The organism is Bacillus sp. 196mf, assembly GCF_003217275.1.
Taxonomy (GTDB): domain Bacteria; phylum Bacillota; class Bacilli; order Bacillales; family Bacillaceae_G; genus Bacillus_A; species Bacillus_A thuringiensis_S.
Genome location: NZ_QJTG01000001.1, coordinates 25034 through 42553, shown reverse-complemented (window position 1 = coordinate 42553; position 17520 = coordinate 25034). Strand labels below are relative to the sequence as shown.

Below are 17520 nucleotides of genomic sequence, written 5' to 3'. Positions count from 1 at the left end.
CAACCACCTTTTCATTAGAAGCCAGTTATCCCCTGTGTTAAGGCTTGAATTATCGTGCTAATGTAAGACCAAAGTACAATGAACGTTGCAATTCCAATTAAAACATTTGCAATAATAAGTGTGTAAACGAGATCTAATCCACCATTGTCTAGTTTTAATACGGCTACAGTTATACTAATCCCTATATAAGTTGCAACTACCGATAATAATATCGGTAAGAAAAAGATTAATAAAAAACTAAAAAGAAAAGAAAGAACTAATATGACAATAGCCGGCGTCGCTATCGTTCCCCATATACCAAATACTTCAAGAAACGAAAAAGATGATTTCATCATCTTACCACTTACAAAAATAATAAATCCAACAAATAAAGTTAAAATTAATAAAAAGAAAAAGACCGTTATAGATTCTCCAAAAAACGTGGGAGTAGATATATCTGGTGCAAATGTTCTCGTAACTGCTGATGCTGCACTCATCATTCTATAAAAAATACATGCTCCTAAAAAACAAATAAGAACAAGACTTAAAATTCCATTTCGCACTTCAATAGTGCCGCTTTTCATAATCGCTGTCGGTGCTTGTAATGCATGTTTAAAAAATTGAAAATAGCCGCTCGCAAACCGCTTCGCTTGTTCTACCGTTTCATTTGGACGCGTTTCCTTTTCTTGTGCCGCGCGCGCTTGTTCCGGCCCTTCTTCTTTGCCACTACTTGCCACTACTTCTTCCGTTAACGAATGTCCACAATTCCCGCAAAACTTTGCCTCTACTGCATGTTCTGTATGACATGACGGACATTTCATTCTCTTATCCCTCCTTAAGCATATACCTTATAGGGTGTTACAAGTTCAATATATGAATTTGTACATAAAACATGACTACAAGAAAAAGATTCTGAAATCCTTCTTCCGAAAGAAAATATATGTGCTAGCAATCTTGAAAAAAAATGCTATTATGAAACAGAATAAATAATATTTTTAACAGATTGGATGAAAGAAAATGGAATTGGTAAACTCAATTTTTCAAATACTCCTTACAAGCGTAATCCAATTATTATCTTTAATTGGCGTTATCATTGTAATTGGATTTCTATTAGGCTATTTAGAATCTCTCACACGCATGTATTGGTCGAGAGCTTTTGGAAGAAAAGGATTCCTATTAACGGCTTGGGTCGGTGTTCCGATTCACGAACTTGGACATGCCATTATGTGCGTACTGTTCCGTCATAAAATTGTGGCGACTCAGTTCTTCCCAACAGATACAAGTCAAGGGGCTTTAGGTTATATACAACATCAATACAATCAAAAAAGTGTGTATCAACGAATTGGGAATTTCTTTATCGGCATTGGGCCTATTATTTCTGGTATTACTGCATTAATCCTTTTAATGCGCTATTTCGTACCAGAATCATATTTTTTATTTAATACAACTCTCGAAAAAACGATTGCTTCTACTTCTATTAATGTAGAAATGATTCAAAACATGCTCTTGTCGACGTTTGTATTATTGAAAAGCTTATTTACAATCGGCAATTTATTGAATCCTTCCTTTTGGTTATTTTTATTTATCGCCATTTGCATTTCCGCACATATCGCTTTAAGTAAACCAGACATTAAAGGATCAATAGACGGTGTTGTCGTCATGTTTATCGTGTTATTTTTATTCAACATAATAGCAGGACTGTTTCAATACGACAGTAATCAGCTAATTGGACAGGTTATGAAATATAATATGTATCTCATTGCGTTTTCTAGTGTGGCACTGCTGTTCTCTTGTCTTTCTACACTCGTTAGTTTTTCGTTTTATAAAATAAGAAGAGGGCGTTCTTTTTGAACGCCCTCTTCTTATTAATTATTCCCCTTATAATCACAATGCTCAACAGGCACACGAGCATGCCCCTCTTCATCGGTACACCATGACTGTGATTGGAATGCAAGAAAGATACCAATCCATTCTTCTTCCTTTTCAAAGTGAATAAGTATTCCTCCATCTTGCCAGATGCCATCATCACCTTGCCATTTTTCTACATTCCCTTGATTCATGTGAATATCATGTATACCGTTTCCTGGTTTGAAATGAAAATAAGAATCTGGTGTGTTTTCTTCTGGTCCCCATCTTTCGCCAAACGCGTAAATAATTGCTTTTTCTTCCATCGCTCGCTTTATATAACGTTCTATTTTTTCGTTTAAATCATTATCTGCTCCTGCTTTTTCGGGAGGCAAAGGAATCATTTGTTTTGAGTCAAATAGATTTCCTCTTACATAATCTAAAGCTACTTTCGGTTCATTATTTTTTACTTCCGTAAAACCAAATGGTAATGTCGGTAAAATATGAATCGCCTCTGACCTAATATTGTTATTCGCAAAATATAAAACTTCTGACGGATAACTTTGCGACTTTACGTTAATAGCAATACGATAATCTACTCCAGTCTCGCCCTGTAAATGAACTTGATAATGAGGTGTCTTCCCTTTTCCAATCTTTGATTGTATAACTGTACCTTTTAACACACCGTAGTTTTTTAGGGGCATACATTTCATCTCCTATTCATCTAGTAGAAGCTATTCATATTTAAATCATTATCCATTCATAAAAAAAATCCTCCTATGTTAGGAGGATTTTTAATTTCTCAACATATACCAAACAATAACCTCTACCAATACAAGCAAAACCGCACCAAAGATCATTAACGTCGTCTTCTTTAATAGTTCATTTTCACGGTAAGGGATATTACATAAGTAAGCACCTAGTGTAATCCGTGATGGACAAGCGATTGTCGCTACTGATGATGCGGTGTTTTGAAGTGTTGTGACATATTGCCACGGGAGTGCTACGTTTTGTGCGGTTTGCATTTGTAGTTTTATAAACATTGCATTTGATCCTGCGTTACTACCTGTTAAAAATCCACCAATAGCGCCAATAAACGGCGCAACGAAAACGAAAAAGGTTCCAAATGTATCACCAGCTGTCTTTGCGAGTAATGAATGCATGCCTGATGCACCCATTAGTTCTGAAATGGCGATAAACATTGTCGTAGTAATAGCAAAAGGAATCCATTGTTTGATTGTTTGCGAGAGTGATTTTTTAATAATATTAGACGGGATGCGGAAGAAAATAATAGTAAATAAGCAAGTCATACCGAGCCAAAATCCTGGTGAATATAGTAACTCTAGTTTGTAAGAGTATGATTTCAAATCAAGAACCCCATATGATCTGAACAAATCATGTAATGCTGGAACGAGGCGAGAAAGTAAAATACAAACTGTTAGAAATATATAAGGGCTAATAATTTTTATAATGGATACTTCTCTCTCCGTTGCAGCCGCATGTTCTGTTATAAGATTTTGCCCACTTTTTCCTTTTAATTTAATGATAAGAAAGCCAAATGTAATCGTTACGATAGAACTTAATATCCCGGCTAGTTCAACACTTACGTACGCATTAGAAAGATAGATTCCGAGAGAAAATAATAGAAAGAATCCTACTCCTTCTTTCCACTTTTCTATAACCGCTTGCCAGCCGCCAACAACGTGTAAAGAAAGAATAACAAAGTAAGCAAACATCGGAATACTTAATAGCGCTGTATTTGTACCAAGTGTTGTAAGAGGCATATTTATTAGCTGCGAACCGATAATCGTACCAGTTGCCATTGCGCCCCATGAACTAGCTAGTAAGCCGATAAATGAGAGCAGTACAGCTTGAAATGGTTTATATCCTAGTGAAAGAAAAATAGGTGCTGCAACCATGAAGCCAATTCCGAATCCACTTACCGATTCAATTAGTGGGCAAATACCAAAGCACATAAGAAGCATTTGTAATAAACGATCTTGCGTCACTTCTTCTAAAAAACGCGCTACTTGGTCGATGTACCCCATTTTGTTCATGAGGTGAAATAAAAAAATACCGAAAAATAAAACGTACCCGACAATAAAACAAATTAACCATCCTTTAATCGTTGCGTGCACAGTTTCACTTATCCCTAATTGAAACATTGGCGAGAGTAAAACGATTCCAACAGACACAGCATAAGAAATTAACGAAGACCTTAATGACGTTTGTTTAAATAAAAATAAACAAATGAAAATCATCATAATTGGGATAAGTGCCAACAATATGGCCATGTTATCATCTCATTTCGTTTAAAATACAATTTTTAACTATTATATAACAGATGTTGTAATTTTCAATTGTTTTTAAGACAGATTTAAAAAAGGAGCCAAACGGCCCCTTTTCATTCACTCCCATTTTCTATTATCCTGAAAAACTGTCTGCTGTCCGATTATTTTTTTCAACACAACAAACACAATGTAAGTACATATTGCTTGCAATGCAATATTCCAAAATTTCATTAATGTAAATAAATGAATCCGTAGAAATAATTCGTTTAATAATACAATCGAAACGATACTAAATAATTCTATACTAATCGAAAATAGACATATTTCTAAAATAGACTGTTCTTGAATGCGATTTAAGTTGGAAAAGATAAATACATATCCTAAAAATAGAGCCATCAACTCTATTTTCGTCATGCTAATGAGCCAAGCGTATAGCGGTACAGTTAAAAGAAGATATAGTAGTTTACGTCTTAGCATGCCTTCTCACCCTCTAGATTATATGTATTTTCTGTATATTTTAACATTTATTACGCAAAACAAAAAGAAGAGACTACGCCTCTTCTTTTTGTTTTGTTGCCTGTATTAATTCACATATTTCTTCTCGTTTTTCATTTTCTAATAACTCAATCACTTTACTTCCAACGACAACACCGTCACATATTGTAACCATTTCTTCTACATGTTCTTTTGTTGAAATGCCAAATCCAGCGACTACTGGTAAGTTGACGTGTAATTTTACTTTTTCTAAGTAACTATGAATCTCCTCTTTAAAGTTTTGACGTACTCCCGTTACGCCCGCTACTGTAACAGCATAAACGAACCCTTCTGATTCACTCGTGATTTTTCCAATTCTTTCAATAGGGCTCGTTACGGTAACGAGTGGAATAAGCGCAATGTTTGCCTCTCGAAGTAACGGCGCAATAATATTTTGTTCTTCATACGGTAAGTCTGGAACGATAATACCATCCACACCGGCCTCTAAGCACTTCTCTACAAATCGTTCTTTTCCGAATGCGAGTACTGGATTTAAATATGTCATGAGTACAAACGGAATTTGCACTTCTTTCCTTACCTCTATTAATGCTTGAAAAATACCTTTTACTGTTACACCGCTATCTAGCGCTCGTTTCCCTGCTCTTTGAATCGTTGGACCGTCTGCGACTGGATCCGAAAACGGAATGCCGATTTCAACGATGCTCGCTCCTGCTTCATCTAAAAAACGAATTCTTTCTTTTAATTTTTCAAAGCCACCATCTCCGCCCATTACGTACGGAATAAATGCTTTCTTACCATTTTCAAACGCTGCTTTAATTTTTTCTACTCCCATTTTTTACACCTCTTCCATATAACGTTTTATACTCTCTACATCTTTATCACCACGGCCAGATAAACAAATAACAAGTCCTTCATCTTCCTTCATTTTCGGAGCTAATTTTAATGCGTATGCGACAGCATGCGAGCTTTCTAACGCCGGGATAATGCCTTCTTTTTTCGTTAATAATTGAAATGCTTCTAATGCTTCTTCGTCTGTTATCGAATGATAAGAAACGCGGCCAATATCTTTTAGCAAGCTATGTTCTGGACCAACACCTGGATAATCAAGTCCTGCTGAAATAGAGTGTGCTTCTTGAATTTGTCCTTCTTCGTTTTGCAGAAGATACATCATTGATCCGTGGAGAACGCCAACGCTTCCTTTCGTTAAAGTTGCTGCATGCTTTTCTGTATGAACGCCTTTTCCAGCTGCTTCTACGCCGTAAAGAGCAACTTCTTCATCGTGTACGAACGGATAAAACATCCCCATCGCATTACTACCACCGCCAATACAAGCAACGACTGCTTCTGGTAACTTTCCTTCTAACGCCTCATATTGTTTTTTCGTTTCATTTCCAATTACACTTTGGAAATCACGGACAATTTGCGGGAATGGATGTGGTCCGAGAACAGATCCCATAATGTAGTGCGTATCATGCACATGTGAAACCCAGTAACGAAGCGCCTCGTTTACCGCATCTTTTAATGTACCGCTACCTGCCGCTACACTTTCTACTTTCGCTCCGAGTAATTCCATTCGGAACACATTTAATTTTTGACGTCTTACATCTTCTTCTCCCATAAAAATGACGCATTCTAATCCGAGAAGAGCACATACAGTAGCTGTTGCAACTCCGTGTTGTCCAGCTCCTGTTTCAGCGACAACTTTTTTCTTGCCCATTCGCACTGCAAGTAGTGCCTGACCGATTGTATTGTTAATTTTATGAGCTCCTGTATGATTCAAATCTTCACGTTTTAAATAAATCTTTGCACCACCGCAATACTTCGTCATATTTTCAGCATAATATAGCGGTGTTTCTCTTCCGACGTACGTTTTTAAATAATGATTTAATTCCTTTTGAAATGCTTCATCTTGCATCGCTTCTTTATATGCTTCTTCTAGTTCTAGTACAGATTGCATTAACGTTTCTGGAACGTATCGTCCTCCGTATATACCGTAATGTCCTTTTTCATCTGGATATGCGTAGTTCATTTGGAACACTCCTTCGCTTTTATAATAAATTGTTTTATTTTCTCTACATCTTTCTTTCCTTCTGTCTCTACTCCGCTGCTCACATCGACCATATATGGCCGAACAGTTCGAATTGCTTCTTCTATATTAAGAGCGTTTAATCCACCAGCTAATATCATTTTCTTTCGCAATTCTTTTGGCATATCTCTAAGTAGTTCCCATGAAAATGTCTTTCCATTTCCTCCATGAAACTTTTCTTTCGGGCTATCAAATAATATATAATCCGCTTCATACCCTTGGGCGTTTTTCATATCACTCTCTGAAGTTACTCCTAGTGACTTTATAGACGGAATATTCAATCTTCTAATTTGATAATTGTCTTCATCCCCATGTAGTTGTACATGTGTTAACCCGCACTCATCTGCAATTTTCTGGATCACTTCTACTGATTCATTTACGAAAACACCGATTTTTAACACGTTGGCTGGAAGCTCCTGAATGATTTCTTCCGCTCTCTTTGGAGTGATTTCCCGCTTACTTTCTGCAAAAACAAATCCGAGTGCATCTGCGCCATATTCGCATGCACTTTTCGCTGTTTCCACATCAGTGATGCCGCAAATTTTCACTTTCATATATTCACCTTACAATCTTCAAAAAAACTACTAATAGAAGATGATGTCATAAGCGCCTCTCCAACTAATACACCTTCGGCTCCAGCTCTTTTAACACGAATAATATCTTCTTTTGAATGAATGCCACTTTCACTAATCCAAAGTAGTTTCTCCTCATTCAATCTTTTTCCAAGCTTTTCAGTTTGGCTTAAATCTACTTCGAACGTTTTTAAATTACGATTATTAATGCCAATAACGTGCGGATTTAATACAATCGCAGTTTCTAATTCCTGTTCATCATGAACTTCAACAATCGCTTCTAATCCTTTTTCTAACACGTAGCTATACAGCTCTTTTAACTTCTCTTTCGTTAACACTGCTACGATTAGTAAAATAATATCTGCTCCCGCTTCATACGCTCTATCGATTTGAATCTTATCGATTATGAAATCTTTACATAAAAGCGGAATGTTACTTTCTTCTCTTGCTGTTTGTAAATCGTGAAACGATCCTTTAAAAAATTGACCATCTGTTAAAACAGATACTGCTCCTGCACCACATTTCTCATATGTTCCCACTTGTTTTCGTACGTCAACGTGTAAATTGATATCTCCTTTTGATGGTGATGCTCGCTTTACTTCTGCAATGACAGTAAACTGCTGTAACGCTTCTACAAGTGAATGTGTCTTTCTTTTTGTTTTTACTGGTGTATATATTTCATATAACTCCGCAACTTCCTTTTTCTTCTGTTCTAAAATTTCATCTAAAATCGTCCCCACTTTAGTTCACCCTTTCTAATTTTTCGTTGCTTGCTACAATTAATAAGTTTAATTTGGCTAATGCTTTTCCAGAGTCAATGCTATGTGCCGCGAGTTTAATTCCTTCTTCAATCGTTTCCGTTTTTCCATTTGCGAAAAGAGCTAGACCTGCATTTAATAAAACGGTATCGCGATAAACACTCTTTTCTCCGCTCAATACGCCGACTGTAATCTTTGCATTTTCTTTTGAATTCCCCCCTCTAATTTCTTCATTTTTCACTCTTGAAAAACCATACTTTTCTGGATCAATACTCATTTCCACTATTTCATTATCTTTTAAAAGGACTACGTGATTTTCCCCTTGTAATGATGCTTCATCTAAAAAACCACTTCCATTTACGACAAGTGCTTGTTTCCGGCCTAACTTTTGTAATACTTGCGCAACTGGTAATAACATATCTCGTTTATAAATACCGACAAATTGTGTTTCTAAATTCACTGGATTTGTTAAAGGGCCAATTAAATTAAAGATCGTCGGCACGTTTAACTCTTTTCTTATTTTCATAATGCGCCTTAGTGCTGGATGCATCGCTGGTGCAAATAAAAATGCAATGCCCACATGCTCTAGTAAATAATCAATTTCGCTTGGCGTACTGCTAATATTTACACCTAATTCTTCTAATAAGTCCGCACTTCCTGTTTTACTAGAAACAGCACGATTACCATGTTTTGCAACCTTTACACCTGCTCCTGCCAGTACGAATGCTGAAGTTGTGCTAATATTAAACGTTTGAGCACCGTCACCACCCGTCCCGCAATTGTCCATTGCTCCTTGTATATGGTTCGAAAACGGCAATGCCTTTTCGCGAAGAGCTCGAACAAGGCCGTATATTTCTTCTGCAGTTTCACCTTTCGCTTTCAGTAAGACTAAGAAAGCTGCAATTTCACTTTCTAATATGTTTTCACTTAATAAAAGTAGTCCTGCTTTATACATTTCCTCTTCTGTTAAATGTTGACCCTCCACTAATTTACGAAGATAGTTATTCATACTCTTTCCTCCTCTTTTACTTCTGTTAAAAAGGCAAGTATTAACTTTCCGCCTTCTTCTGTTGCGATTGATTCCGGATGAAACTGTAATCCGAAGAGCGGATAATAATTGTGACGAACTGCCATAATTTCTCCATCGTCCATCGCTGTCGCTAGTATGTCAAAACACTTTGGCAAGCTCGTGTGCTCTGCAACAAGGGAATGATAGCGCATCGCCGTTAGCGGCTGTGTAGCGTATGAAAAGATTGACGTTCCGTTATGTTTCACACGCGATGTTTTTCCGTGTTTAATACGTTCTGCTCTAACAATGTCTCCTCCAAATGCAGCTATGATCGCTTGGTGGCCTAGACAAATCCCTAATATGGGAACGTTCTTATAAAAATGGCGGATGACATCGATACAAATGCCAGCATCCTCTGGTTTTCCTGGTCCTGGTGAAAGTACAATTCCTCTTGGATTCATCTCTTCTAGCTGTTCTATCGTTATTTGATCATTTCTTACGACTACAATATCTTCTTCGTATTCACCTAACAGTTGATACAAGTTATAAGTAAATGAATCATAATTATCAATTAGTACAATCATTTCATTACCTCCAATAGTGCTCTCGCTTTATTTAACGTTTCTTCATATTCAGCTACTGGGTCTGAATCATAAACAATTCCCGCTCCTGCCTGAACGTATGCTTTTTCACCCTTTACGACCATCGTTCGAATAGCGAGCGCCATATCAAGATTCCCTGAAAAACTAACGTATCCAACTGCACCCGCGTATACATTTCTTTTTTCATTCTCTAGCTCATTTATAATTTCCATCGCTCTAATTTTCGGAGCTCCCGACACTGTTCCTGCTGGTAGACAATACGCTAATGCATCAAATCCACTCATTTGTTTTCGCAATGTTCCGTAAACTTCAGATACAATGTGCATAACGTGAGAGTATTTTTCTACTTTCATATATTTATCTATCGTAACCGAGCCGATTTCGCTCACTCTACCAATATCGTTTCGCCCAAGATCTACAAGCATCATATGCTCTGCTCGCTCTTTCTCATTGTCTAACAGTTCTTTTGCGATTTCCTCATCTTCCCTCTTCGTTTTCCCTCTCGGTCTTGTACCAGCAATTGGATTCGTCATTACTTTATCCTCCCTTACTGATAGCAAACTTTCCGGTGAAGAACCGAGTACAACATAATCTTGAAAATCGATATAGAACATATATGGTGATGGATTTGCAATTCGAAGTTTTCGGTATAACGCGAATGGATCACCAATACATTCACTTTGTAAACGCTGTGACAGTACGACTTGGAATATGTCTCCGGCTCTTATATGTTCTTTCGCCATTTCTACCATCTCACAAAACTCTTTTTCCGTTATAGAAGAAGTGAATGATAATGTGGATTGTATTGCATTTACTTCAGTTTCTTCTCCTTGTAGCACTTCCTCTTTGTATACTCGTAGCCTTTCGTATACTTCCTCATAATCTGCTGAATCATCTTCCCTGCATACATATACAAACGACAACCTTTGGCGTAAATGATCGTAAACGATAAACTCACGATATAGTAAGAGGTGTACTTCCGGAATATTTAATGGGTCGTGTAAATCCGCTCCAATGTTTTCATACTGCCGAATGACATCATATCCAATATAACCAACTGCTCCTCCGCAAAATGGAAATGGGCTGTCTACTTGTGATGGTGCGATTATTTCTTCTAACACTTGTAGTACGTTACCTTGTAACTTTTCTGCCCGGCCGAAAATCGTTCGTTCTACTTCCGTACCAACGCTTTTTACTTCTCCATAAGGATTATATCCTAAGTAAGAATAACGCCCTTTATCTTGATGAAGCTGTGAACTTTCTAATAAAAATTTCTTCTTTCCTTTCATACGTCTATATAAAGAAATTGGCGTAATGCTATCTCCTTCTTCTTCAGTAATTACTAAAAATGTCTTTCTCTCTCTTTTTTGTTTTATAAATTCTTCTTTCGTCATCATGTCCTTCACCTCACTCTGAAAAATAAAAAAGTCCCCTACATATCGAAAATATGTAGAGGACGATAAATATACCGCGGTACCACCTCGTGTTGGATGCAAAAGCATCCCGCTTTGTTCAGGTACAAATTTTATACCTTATCCTTGTAACGGCGGAACCCGGGTTGCCTACTAAAAATAATTGTTCAGCATACCTCTCGTAAGCCCATTCCGTATATGGCACCGTACCGGGCTCCCACCTATTCCCGGCTCTCTGTAACGTCTCCAATATACGTACTCTTCTTACTTAAACGATTTCATTTATTTAATTTTTTATACACAAAAAGGGAGTACTCATCCTATAGAAAGGACGGGTACTCCCGTGGTGCCACCTTAATTCGTTACAAATGTAACGCACTTTACCGTATCAAAAACAATACGTGTCTCTTGTATCGATGAGATCATGTCGCCAAAGCCTACTTCTTTCGTTTCGGTTTGGAAGCTCCGAAGCCCATTCCACATCAATTCCATACTGATTCGCACCAACCATCAGCTCTCTGACATGTTCATCATGTGTACTCTTCTTCATCAACGCTTGCATTTTTTTAAGTTGCACTCATTATAGACCTGACTTTTTTCACAAGTCAATACTTTTTTAAAAATTTTATTTTTCTTTCCTTTCAATATTATATTGACAAAACAACCTCTTTTTATGTAAATATAATAAATACTCTATTAAAAATAAGGTTTTTTGTATGAATATTATATATTAAAAAAGTAAAATAACATCAAAAAACGCTTACATTTCTGAAAATTCGTATTTCTATATGGATTTTTCAGAATAATCATGATAGATTATAAAGTGAAACTTTAATCAGTAGAGGGTGTTCATCCCCACTGATTATTAGTTGAACCAATCGGGCATTAACGGACAGTTGATCTCCCACCTAACTTCCTTGCCCAGCCAATTTTAAGGTGGGAGTTTTGCTGCCCGTTAATGCGGGATAAAAATATGCATAACCCATCAAAAGACCTGACAAAAGAAAGGGGAACTACATGAGTACGCAGATGTTAACTTTAACTTCTATCTCTATTTACATGCTCGGGATGTTAGTAATCGGCTATTTCGCCTACAAACGAACGTCCAACTTAACAGATTATATGCTTGGCGGGCGTACACTAGGCCCCGCAGTAACAGCATTAAGTGCTGGAGCATCCGATATGAGTGGTTGGCTTTTAATGGGATTACCCGGTGCAATGTTTAGCGTTGGATTAAGTAGTAGTTGGATTGCGATCGGCCTAACACTAGGCGCATATGCAAACTGGCTTTATGTCGCTCCTCGCTTACGTACCTACTCAGAAATTGCAAGCAACTCTATTACTATTCCAGAATTTTTGGAACACCGTTTCCACGACAAATCTCATATGCTACGCTTAGTATCCGGACTTGTTATTATGATTTTCTTTACTTTTTATGTAGCTTCAGGATTAGTTTCAGGCGCTGTATTATTTGAAAATTCATTTGGCATGAACTATCATGTTGGATTATTCATTGTTGCAGGCGTTGTTGTCGCTTACACATTATTTGGTGGTTTCTTAGCAGTAAGTTGGACAGACTTCGTACAAGGAATCATTATGGTAGTCGCTCTTATTCTTGTTCCTATCGTAACAATTATGAATTCGAACGGACTTGGACCTGCATTTGATACAATTCGATCTGTAGATCCAACACGTCTAGATATTTTTAAAGGTGCCTCTACTTTAGGAATGATTTCTCTATTCGCATGGGGCCTTGGTTATGTCGGACAACCTCATATTATCGTACGCTTTATGGCAATTTCTTCTGTAAAAGAACTTAAAAGTGCACGAAGAATTGGTATGAGCTGGATGATTTTCTCTGTTGTTGGAGCTATGTTTACTGGTCTTATTGGTATTGCTTACTATTCACAACAAGAGTTAACATTATCTAACCCAGAAACAATTTTCCTTGAACTTGGAAAAATTTTATTCCACCCACTTATTACTGGATTTTTATTAGCCGCTATTTTAGCAGCGATCATGAGTACAATCTCATCTCAGTTACTCGTTACTTCTAGTGCCGTAACGGAAGACTTATATCGTACATTCTTCAAACGTTCTGCATCTGATAAAGAACTTGTATTTGTCGGTCGTATGGCTGTGCTTGTTATTGCCTTAGTTGGGTGCGCTTTAGCGTTTAAACAAAATGATACGATTTTAGCTCTTGTTGGGTACGCTTGGGCTGGTTTTGGTTCTTCATTTGGACCTGCTATTTTATTAAGCTTATATTGGAAACGTATGACGAAATGGGGCGCGCTTGCTGGTATGATTTCTGGTGCCGCTACTGTTATTATATGGACTCAATTCAAATTCTTAAAAGATTTCTTATATGAAATGATTCCAGGTTTCGCTATTAGTTTACTAGCCATCGTAATTGTTAGTTTACTAACACAACCTTCAAAAGAAGTTGAAGAGCAATTTGAGGATTTCGAAAAACAACATCGTCATAATTTATAAAAAAAATCTCTGCTGTTATCGTAACAGCAGAGATTTTTTACAGTTCGACAATCTTCTTATCAAATTTAACAAATTCTTTATGTTTCGTTAAATTTAACATAACACTACTCCTTTATAGTATGAGTATCAGCACTTATACAGAAAGGGGACTCCAACATGTTAGCAGCTTTCCAGCAACAACAAACACGAAAATTTTCACCTATCACAAATACTTCTGCGTCTTGTTTAAACATGCAACCTAACCCGCCTAAAATTTCAATTGCTCCTTCTGTTATTTCAGTCATCGGTGTTCATATGGAAAAACATAAATTAAAAATAAAAACGGGACAAAACATTGTGTTATCAGCTTCCATTTTGCCAATACAAGCAACGCATAAAGAGCTTATTTGGTCAAATATGAATTCTGATATCATCACCATATATCCAAAAGGCGACACCGTGACAATTACTGGAAAAAGCGCAGGTAGAGCAGTCGTAATTGTCACAACTGCTGAAGGCAAATTCCGTGACCTATGTGTCATTCATGTACAACCTTATATGACAAATCCAAAGTAAAAGAGTGGCTTTGTAGCCACTCTTTTACTTGATTTCAATGTTTTAGTTTTTACTTTTTACAAGGTTAATAAAAAATTGTATATAACCATACATTTTTTTTGATGGAAATTCTACTAAACTTTCACCGTCTTGATTTAAGTCAATGAATCTTCTTCTCTTCCCTATTATAATGAAAACAATATTAGAAAAGGAGGACATATTATGACTGAACGAAAGTACGCCTTATTTGCCAGCACATCTCTTCTTGTTATGGCATTCATTGCATTTTTCTCTTACGGTTTTGTTCATGGAAACCTCGTTATACAAGGAGATGCGAGTACAACATTCCATAATATCCAAACTTCAAATTCACTTTTCAAAGCGGAAGTTTTTGGGTGGATTATCATTTTTATCACTGATATTGTCGCTGCATGGGCTCTTTATTTCTTTCTAAAACCAATTCATACTAGCCTCTCATTACTAGCCGCTTTGCTTCGTCTTATGTATACAGCTATACTTGGGATTGCTATATTCAATCTAATATTGGCATTATTGCTTTCAAAAAATACAATTGCAAATCCAGAAACATATACAATGTTGTTTCTCAGTGCATTCGAATACATTTGGTCTGTAGGATTGATCATTTTTGGATTGCATCTTTTCGTTTTAGGCTATGTAGCTTTTCTCTCTAAACAGATACCAAAGTTTATTAGTATACTGCTGTTCATTGCTGCTACCGGTTATATGCTAATTCACGTCATGAATACAATGTTTACACAATACGATACAATGATTTCACTCATACAATCACTATTCCAATTACCTATGATTGCAGGTGAATTAGGACTTGCGATATGGCTACTATTGAAAGGTGGTAAACACTCTAATTAAGCCGTTTCTTAATTCTACTTAATGATTCTGGTGTCATGCCAAGATAGCTTGCTAGCTGATATTGTGGAACGCGATGAATTAAATACGGGCGTTTTCGTAACAATGTTTTATATCGCTCTTCTGGTGTCGATGAGATAAATACAGCAAGTTCATCTTGTACTTCACCGAAATTGTACTCGATCATTTTACGCGTCATTTCTTCTAATTGTGAATACTTATTATACATGTCCTTTTCACTATGTAGATCACCAACAACTACAGTACAATCTTCTAAACACGTTAACGTATATGATGAAGATTTATCTTGTTTATGATGGTTGAAATTCGAAATTGCCTGTTCTTCTGTATAAAAATTTGATGTAACTTCTTTCCCTGCTTCATCTATACTATGTTGCCTAACGCATCCTTTTAATACAAAATAACATTTTAACGGAACATTTCCTTGTCTTAGGAGCACTGTTCCTTTTTTATATTCTTCAATTTGTAATTCCCTGAGGATCATTTGCTGCTCTTCTTCACTTAGTGTTGTAAATCTATTCATATACTTCTTTAATATCTCTTCCATTTTCCTCCCCCTTCTACGCCCGCATTTCTATAAAACAAAAAGAGAAGTATCATAACTTCTCTTTTCTCCCCTAACACTATAATTCCTGTGTGTACACCGGCTCGTTTACGACATTTTTTGATGTTCGCTTTTGTTGCTGCAGTAAGAAAACAGATACACCAAACAATACGAGCATGCTACCGATAATTTGCATTGCATTTAATTTTTCTCCAAGTAAGAAGAACGCAAGTATAGATGCTCCAACAGGTTCTCCTAAAATACTCATTGAAATTGTCGTTGCATTTACATAATTTAATAGCCAGTTATTAATTACATGTGACACTGTCGGCACAACCGCAAGTAAAAGAAAAACGGTCCAATCCCACTTCGTATAACCTGTAAAGGGGACTTGCAATATGACATTATAAATCCCCATAAAAAGACCTGCGAATGCAAAGACTGTAAAGCTATAAATCCAGTGTGATACTTTCTTTACTGTCGTTTGCCCGATAAATAAATAACCGACAACTGCTATTACACTTAGAAAGGATAATATGTCTCCATAAATTGCTTGCTTACTTAAACCTAAATCTCCCCAACCAATGCACATTACGCCTAGAATAGCGATTCCCATCGTTGCAATGGCTGAATATGTTGTTCTTTCTTTGAACAGAAAAAAACCTCCAACTAAAGATACGATCGGTTGAAGTGCCAAAATAATTGTTGAACTAGCAACTGTTGTATGCTTTAAAGATTCAAACCATAAAAGAAAATGAAGTGCTAAAAAGAAACCAGATCCAATTAAAAAGCCCCAATCTTTCATTTGAATCCTATTAAATTCCTCTCTTTTTTTCCATACGATAGGCAGCATAATAAGTACGATAATCCATAAGCGGTACATACTTAATATTGAAGATGGTGCTGAGGACATCTTTACAAAAACTGCTGCAAAGGAAATAGCAATTATAGAAATAGCCAATGGTAGTGCGATTGATTTTTCTTGTTTCAAATCCTGTCTCCCCTCTCACCTGTCAAAAATCCCACTTCATTATATCCGTTTTCTTTCGTAACTTAAATACTAATTTTTTAGATTCTTCGTACCATTATGGTAAAATAGAAATTAAGGCACCAATTAGTGAATATTTATTTCCTTTTTCACTACAAGCGTCGCTCTTACAATCGTTACAGTAAATTTTTATTTAGGGGGATCTACATGAGTCAAACAATAGGGAGAATTGAAGAAATTTCATTTTATAGCGCATCACTTCAAGAAGACGTTACGCTTCTCGTTTATTTGCCAGTAAATTACACACCACTGCACAAACATACAGTTGTAATTGCACAAGATGGTAGAGATTATTTTCAGCTTGGTAAAGCGCACCGTGTAATTGAGCGCCTTCGTGAAACTGAAGAAATTGACCGTACAATTATTGTCGGTATTCCATATAAAAATGTACAGGATCGTAAAGAAAAATATTTCCCAAGTGAAGTGAAAAATGCTGCATATATTCGTTTCCTTGCTCATGAACTTGCACCATATATTGATGAAAATTATCCAACGTACCAAATGGGAAAAGGTCGTGTTTTAATTGGTGATTCTCTTGGCGGAACAGTTTCCTTTATGACTGCACTTATGTATCCGCATACATTCGGTAAAGTCGTTATGCAATCACCATTTGTGGATGAGACAGTGATGAACTTAGCAAAAGACTTCAAAGATCCACAAGCATTAGAACTGTATCACGTCATTGGTACAGAAGAAACGGCTGTAAAGCGTACTGATGGACAAGTATCTGATTTCGTAGAACCAAACCGTGAGTTAAATACACTTCTCACAGATAGAAATTTCATTACGCATTACGAGGAGTTTGAAGGTAATCATACTTGGAAATATTGGCAAACTGATTTACCGAAAGCCTTCTCTCATATTCTATCAATGAAATAATAGAGAGCAGTATTCAGAATAATTTGATATAATAGATAAAGAGATTTATTTATCTCAAAAT

The 17520-nt window shown here is 36.5% G+C and carries 18 protein-coding genes and 2 other annotated features; of the genes, 5 read left to right on the top strand and 13 right to left on the bottom strand.

What is annotated here, in order from left to right; all coding sequences use genetic code 11:
- Nucleotides 1-14 precede the first annotated feature (14 nt).
- Nucleotides 15-800 carry a zinc ribbon domain-containing protein gene (locus ATL10_RS00240; protein WP_098256695.1) on the bottom strand — a complete coding sequence of 262 codons (786 nt, stop codon included), beginning with the start codon at nucleotides 798-800 and terminating at the stop codon, nucleotides 15-17.
- 196 nt (nucleotides 801-996) lie between these two features.
- On the opposite strand from ATL10_RS00240, the gene ATL10_RS00235 reads away from it, so the two are divergent.
- Nucleotides 997-1830 (top strand): hypothetical protein, encoded by an 834-nt coding sequence (locus tag ATL10_RS00235; protein WP_098256694.1) that lies wholly within the window; start codon nucleotides 997-999, stop codon nucleotides 1828-1830.
- A gap of 14 nt (nucleotides 1831-1844) precedes the next feature.
- On the opposite strand, the gene ATL10_RS00230 is transcribed toward ATL10_RS00235, so the two are convergent.
- From ATL10_RS00230 to trpE, 10 genes are all read right to left on the bottom strand, one after another.
- The gene (locus ATL10_RS00230) at nucleotides 1845-2528 is read right to left on the bottom strand and encodes a DUF2278 family protein (RefSeq protein WP_098236658.1); all 684 of its coding nucleotides are present in this window, start codon (nucleotides 2526-2528) and stop codon (nucleotides 1845-1847) included.
- Between the two features lie 90 nt (nucleotides 2529-2618).
- Nucleotides 2619-4118 carry an L-lactate permease gene (locus ATL10_RS00225; protein WP_110496198.1) on the bottom strand — a complete coding sequence of 500 codons (1500 nt, stop codon included), beginning with the start codon at nucleotides 4116-4118 and terminating at the stop codon, nucleotides 2619-2621.
- 114 nt (nucleotides 4119-4232) lie between these two features.
- Nucleotides 4233-4592 carry a DUF4029 domain-containing protein gene (locus ATL10_RS00220; RefSeq protein ID WP_110496196.1) on the bottom strand — a complete coding sequence of 120 codons (360 nt, stop codon included), beginning with the start codon at nucleotides 4590-4592 and terminating at the stop codon, nucleotides 4233-4235.
- A gap of 73 nt (nucleotides 4593-4665) precedes the next feature.
- Entirely contained in the window at nucleotides 4666-5442 is a 777-nt protein-coding gene (trpA, locus tag ATL10_RS00215; RefSeq protein ID WP_098235207.1) for a tryptophan synthase subunit alpha, read from the bottom strand.
- Between the two features lie 3 nt (nucleotides 5443-5445).
- On the bottom strand, nucleotides 5446-6639 hold the full coding sequence (gene trpB / locus ATL10_RS00210; RefSeq protein ID WP_001105035.1) for a tryptophan synthase subunit beta: 1194 nt from the start codon (nucleotides 6637-6639) through the stop codon (nucleotides 5446-5448).
- Entirely contained in the window at nucleotides 6636-7250 is a 615-nt protein-coding gene (locus tag ATL10_RS00205; RefSeq protein ID WP_000865141.1) for a phosphoribosylanthranilate isomerase, read from the bottom strand. Before ATL10_RS00205 ends, trpB begins: the two co-directional genes overlap by 4 nt.
- Nucleotides 7247-8008, bottom strand: coding sequence for an indole-3-glycerol phosphate synthase TrpC (trpC, locus tag ATL10_RS00200; RefSeq protein WP_110496194.1), 762 nt, complete (start codon nucleotides 8006-8008; stop codon nucleotides 7247-7249). Before trpC ends, ATL10_RS00205 begins: the two co-directional genes overlap by 4 nt.
- A gap of 1 nt (nucleotide 8009) precedes the next feature.
- Nucleotides 8010-9035, bottom strand: a complete 1026-nt coding sequence (trpD, locus tag ATL10_RS00195) for an anthranilate phosphoribosyltransferase (protein WP_001067370.1) — start codon at nucleotides 9033-9035, stop codon at nucleotides 8010-8012.
- On the bottom strand, nucleotides 9032-9619 hold the full coding sequence (locus ATL10_RS00190) for an aminodeoxychorismate/anthranilate synthase component II (protein WP_098235203.1): 588 nt from the start codon (nucleotides 9617-9619) through the stop codon (nucleotides 9032-9034). Before ATL10_RS00190 ends, trpD begins: the two co-directional genes overlap by 4 nt.
- Nucleotides 9616-11034 carry an anthranilate synthase component I gene (trpE, locus tag ATL10_RS00185; protein ID WP_141541743.1) on the bottom strand — a complete coding sequence of 473 codons (1419 nt, stop codon included), beginning with the start codon at nucleotides 11032-11034 and terminating at the stop codon, nucleotides 9616-9618. Before trpE ends, ATL10_RS00190 begins: the two co-directional genes overlap by 4 nt.
- Before the next feature lie 52 nt (nucleotides 11035-11086).
- Nucleotides 11087-11331: a binding site (T-box leader), on the bottom strand.
- Nucleotides 11332-11373: 42 nt separating this feature from the next.
- Nucleotides 11374-11611: a binding site (T-box leader), on the bottom strand.
- Nucleotides 11612-12066: 455 nt separating this feature from the next.
- On the opposite strand from trpE, the gene putP reads away from it, so the two are divergent.
- The 3 genes from putP to ATL10_RS00165 all read left to right on the top strand — a co-directional run bounded on the left by putP (nucleotide 12067) and on the right by ATL10_RS00165 (nucleotide 14970).
- Entirely contained in the window at nucleotides 12067-13545 is a 1479-nt protein-coding gene (gene putP / locus ATL10_RS00175; protein ID WP_053564997.1) for a sodium/proline symporter PutP, read from the top strand.
- A 156-nt stretch (nucleotides 13546-13701) separates the two neighbouring features.
- Entirely contained in the window at nucleotides 13702-14100 is a 399-nt protein-coding gene (locus ATL10_RS00170) for an Ig-like domain-containing protein (protein ID WP_075718265.1), read from the top strand.
- A 201-nt stretch (nucleotides 14101-14301) separates the two neighbouring features.
- Nucleotides 14302-14970 (top strand): DUF4386 domain-containing protein, encoded by a 669-nt coding sequence (locus tag ATL10_RS00165; RefSeq protein WP_000140099.1) that lies wholly within the window; start codon nucleotides 14302-14304, stop codon nucleotides 14968-14970.
- On the opposite strand, the gene ATL10_RS00160 is transcribed toward ATL10_RS00165, so the two are convergent.
- Nucleotides 14963-15535, bottom strand: coding sequence for a Crp/Fnr family transcriptional regulator (locus tag ATL10_RS00160; protein ID WP_070757200.1), 573 nt, complete (start codon nucleotides 15533-15535; stop codon nucleotides 14963-14965). The two genes, ATL10_RS00165 and ATL10_RS00160, sit on opposite strands and share 8 nt — an antisense overlap.
- Nucleotides 15536-15611: 76 nt before the next feature.
- On the bottom strand, nucleotides 15612-16523 hold the full coding sequence (locus ATL10_RS00155) for a DMT family transporter (protein ID WP_016082441.1): 912 nt from the start codon (nucleotides 16521-16523) through the stop codon (nucleotides 15612-15614).
- Between the two features lie 204 nt (nucleotides 16524-16727).
- On the opposite strand from ATL10_RS00155, the gene ATL10_RS00150 reads away from it, so the two are divergent.
- On the top strand, nucleotides 16728-17459 hold the full coding sequence (locus ATL10_RS00150) for an alpha/beta hydrolase (RefSeq protein ID WP_000084015.1): 732 nt from the start codon (nucleotides 16728-16730) through the stop codon (nucleotides 17457-17459).
- Nucleotides 17460-17520 lie beyond the last annotated feature (61 nt).

Coding starts and splice junctions, on each gene's coding strand:
- ATL10_RS00225 (WP_110496198.1), bottom strand. CDS start 4,118: ATGGCCATATTGTTGGCACTTATCCCAATTATGATGATTTTCATTTGT.
- trpD (WP_001067370.1), bottom strand. CDS start 9,035: ATGAATAACTATCTTCGTAAATTAGTGGAGGGTCAACATTTAACAGAA.
- ATL10_RS00240 (WP_098256695.1), bottom strand. CDS start 800: ATGAAATGTCCGTCATGTCATACAGAACATGCAGTAGAGGCAAAGTTT.
- trpE (WP_141541743.1), bottom strand. CDS start 11,034: ATGATGACGAAAGAAGAATTTATAAAACAAAAAAGAGAGAGAAAGACA.
- trpB (WP_001105035.1), bottom strand. CDS start 6,639: ATGAACTACGCATATCCAGATGAAAAAGGACATTACGGTATATACGGA.
- ATL10_RS00205 (WP_000865141.1), bottom strand. CDS start 7,250: ATGAAAGTGAAAATTTGCGGCATCACTGATGTGGAAACAGCGAAAAGT.
- ATL10_RS00235 (WP_098256694.1), top strand. CDS start 997: ATGGAATTGGTAAACTCAATTTTTCAAATACTCCTTACAAGCGTAATC.
- ATL10_RS00160 (WP_070757200.1), bottom strand. CDS start 15,535: ATGGAAGAGATATTAAAGAAGTATATGAATAGATTTACAACACTAAGT.
- ATL10_RS00190 (WP_098235203.1), bottom strand. CDS start 9,619: ATGATTGTACTAATTGATAATTATGATTCATTTACTTATAACTTGTAT.
- putP (WP_053564997.1), top strand. CDS start 12,067: ATGAGTACGCAGATGTTAACTTTAACTTCTATCTCTATTTACATGCTC.
- trpA (WP_098235207.1), bottom strand. CDS start 5,442: ATGGGAGTAGAAAAAATTAAAGCAGCGTTTGAAAATGGTAAGAAAGCA.
- ATL10_RS00165 (WP_000140099.1), top strand. CDS start 14,302: ATGACTGAACGAAAGTACGCCTTATTTGCCAGCACATCTCTTCTTGTT.
- ATL10_RS00230 (WP_098236658.1), bottom strand. CDS start 2,528: ATGCCCCTAAAAAACTACGGTGTGTTAAAAGGTACAGTTATACAATCA.
- ATL10_RS00150 (WP_000084015.1), top strand. CDS start 16,728: ATGAGTCAAACAATAGGGAGAATTGAAGAAATTTCATTTTATAGCGCA.
- ATL10_RS00170 (WP_075718265.1), top strand. CDS start 13,702: ATGTTAGCAGCTTTCCAGCAACAACAAACACGAAAATTTTCACCTATC.
- ATL10_RS00220 (WP_110496196.1), bottom strand. CDS start 4,592: ATGCTAAGACGTAAACTACTATATCTTCTTTTAACTGTACCGCTATAC.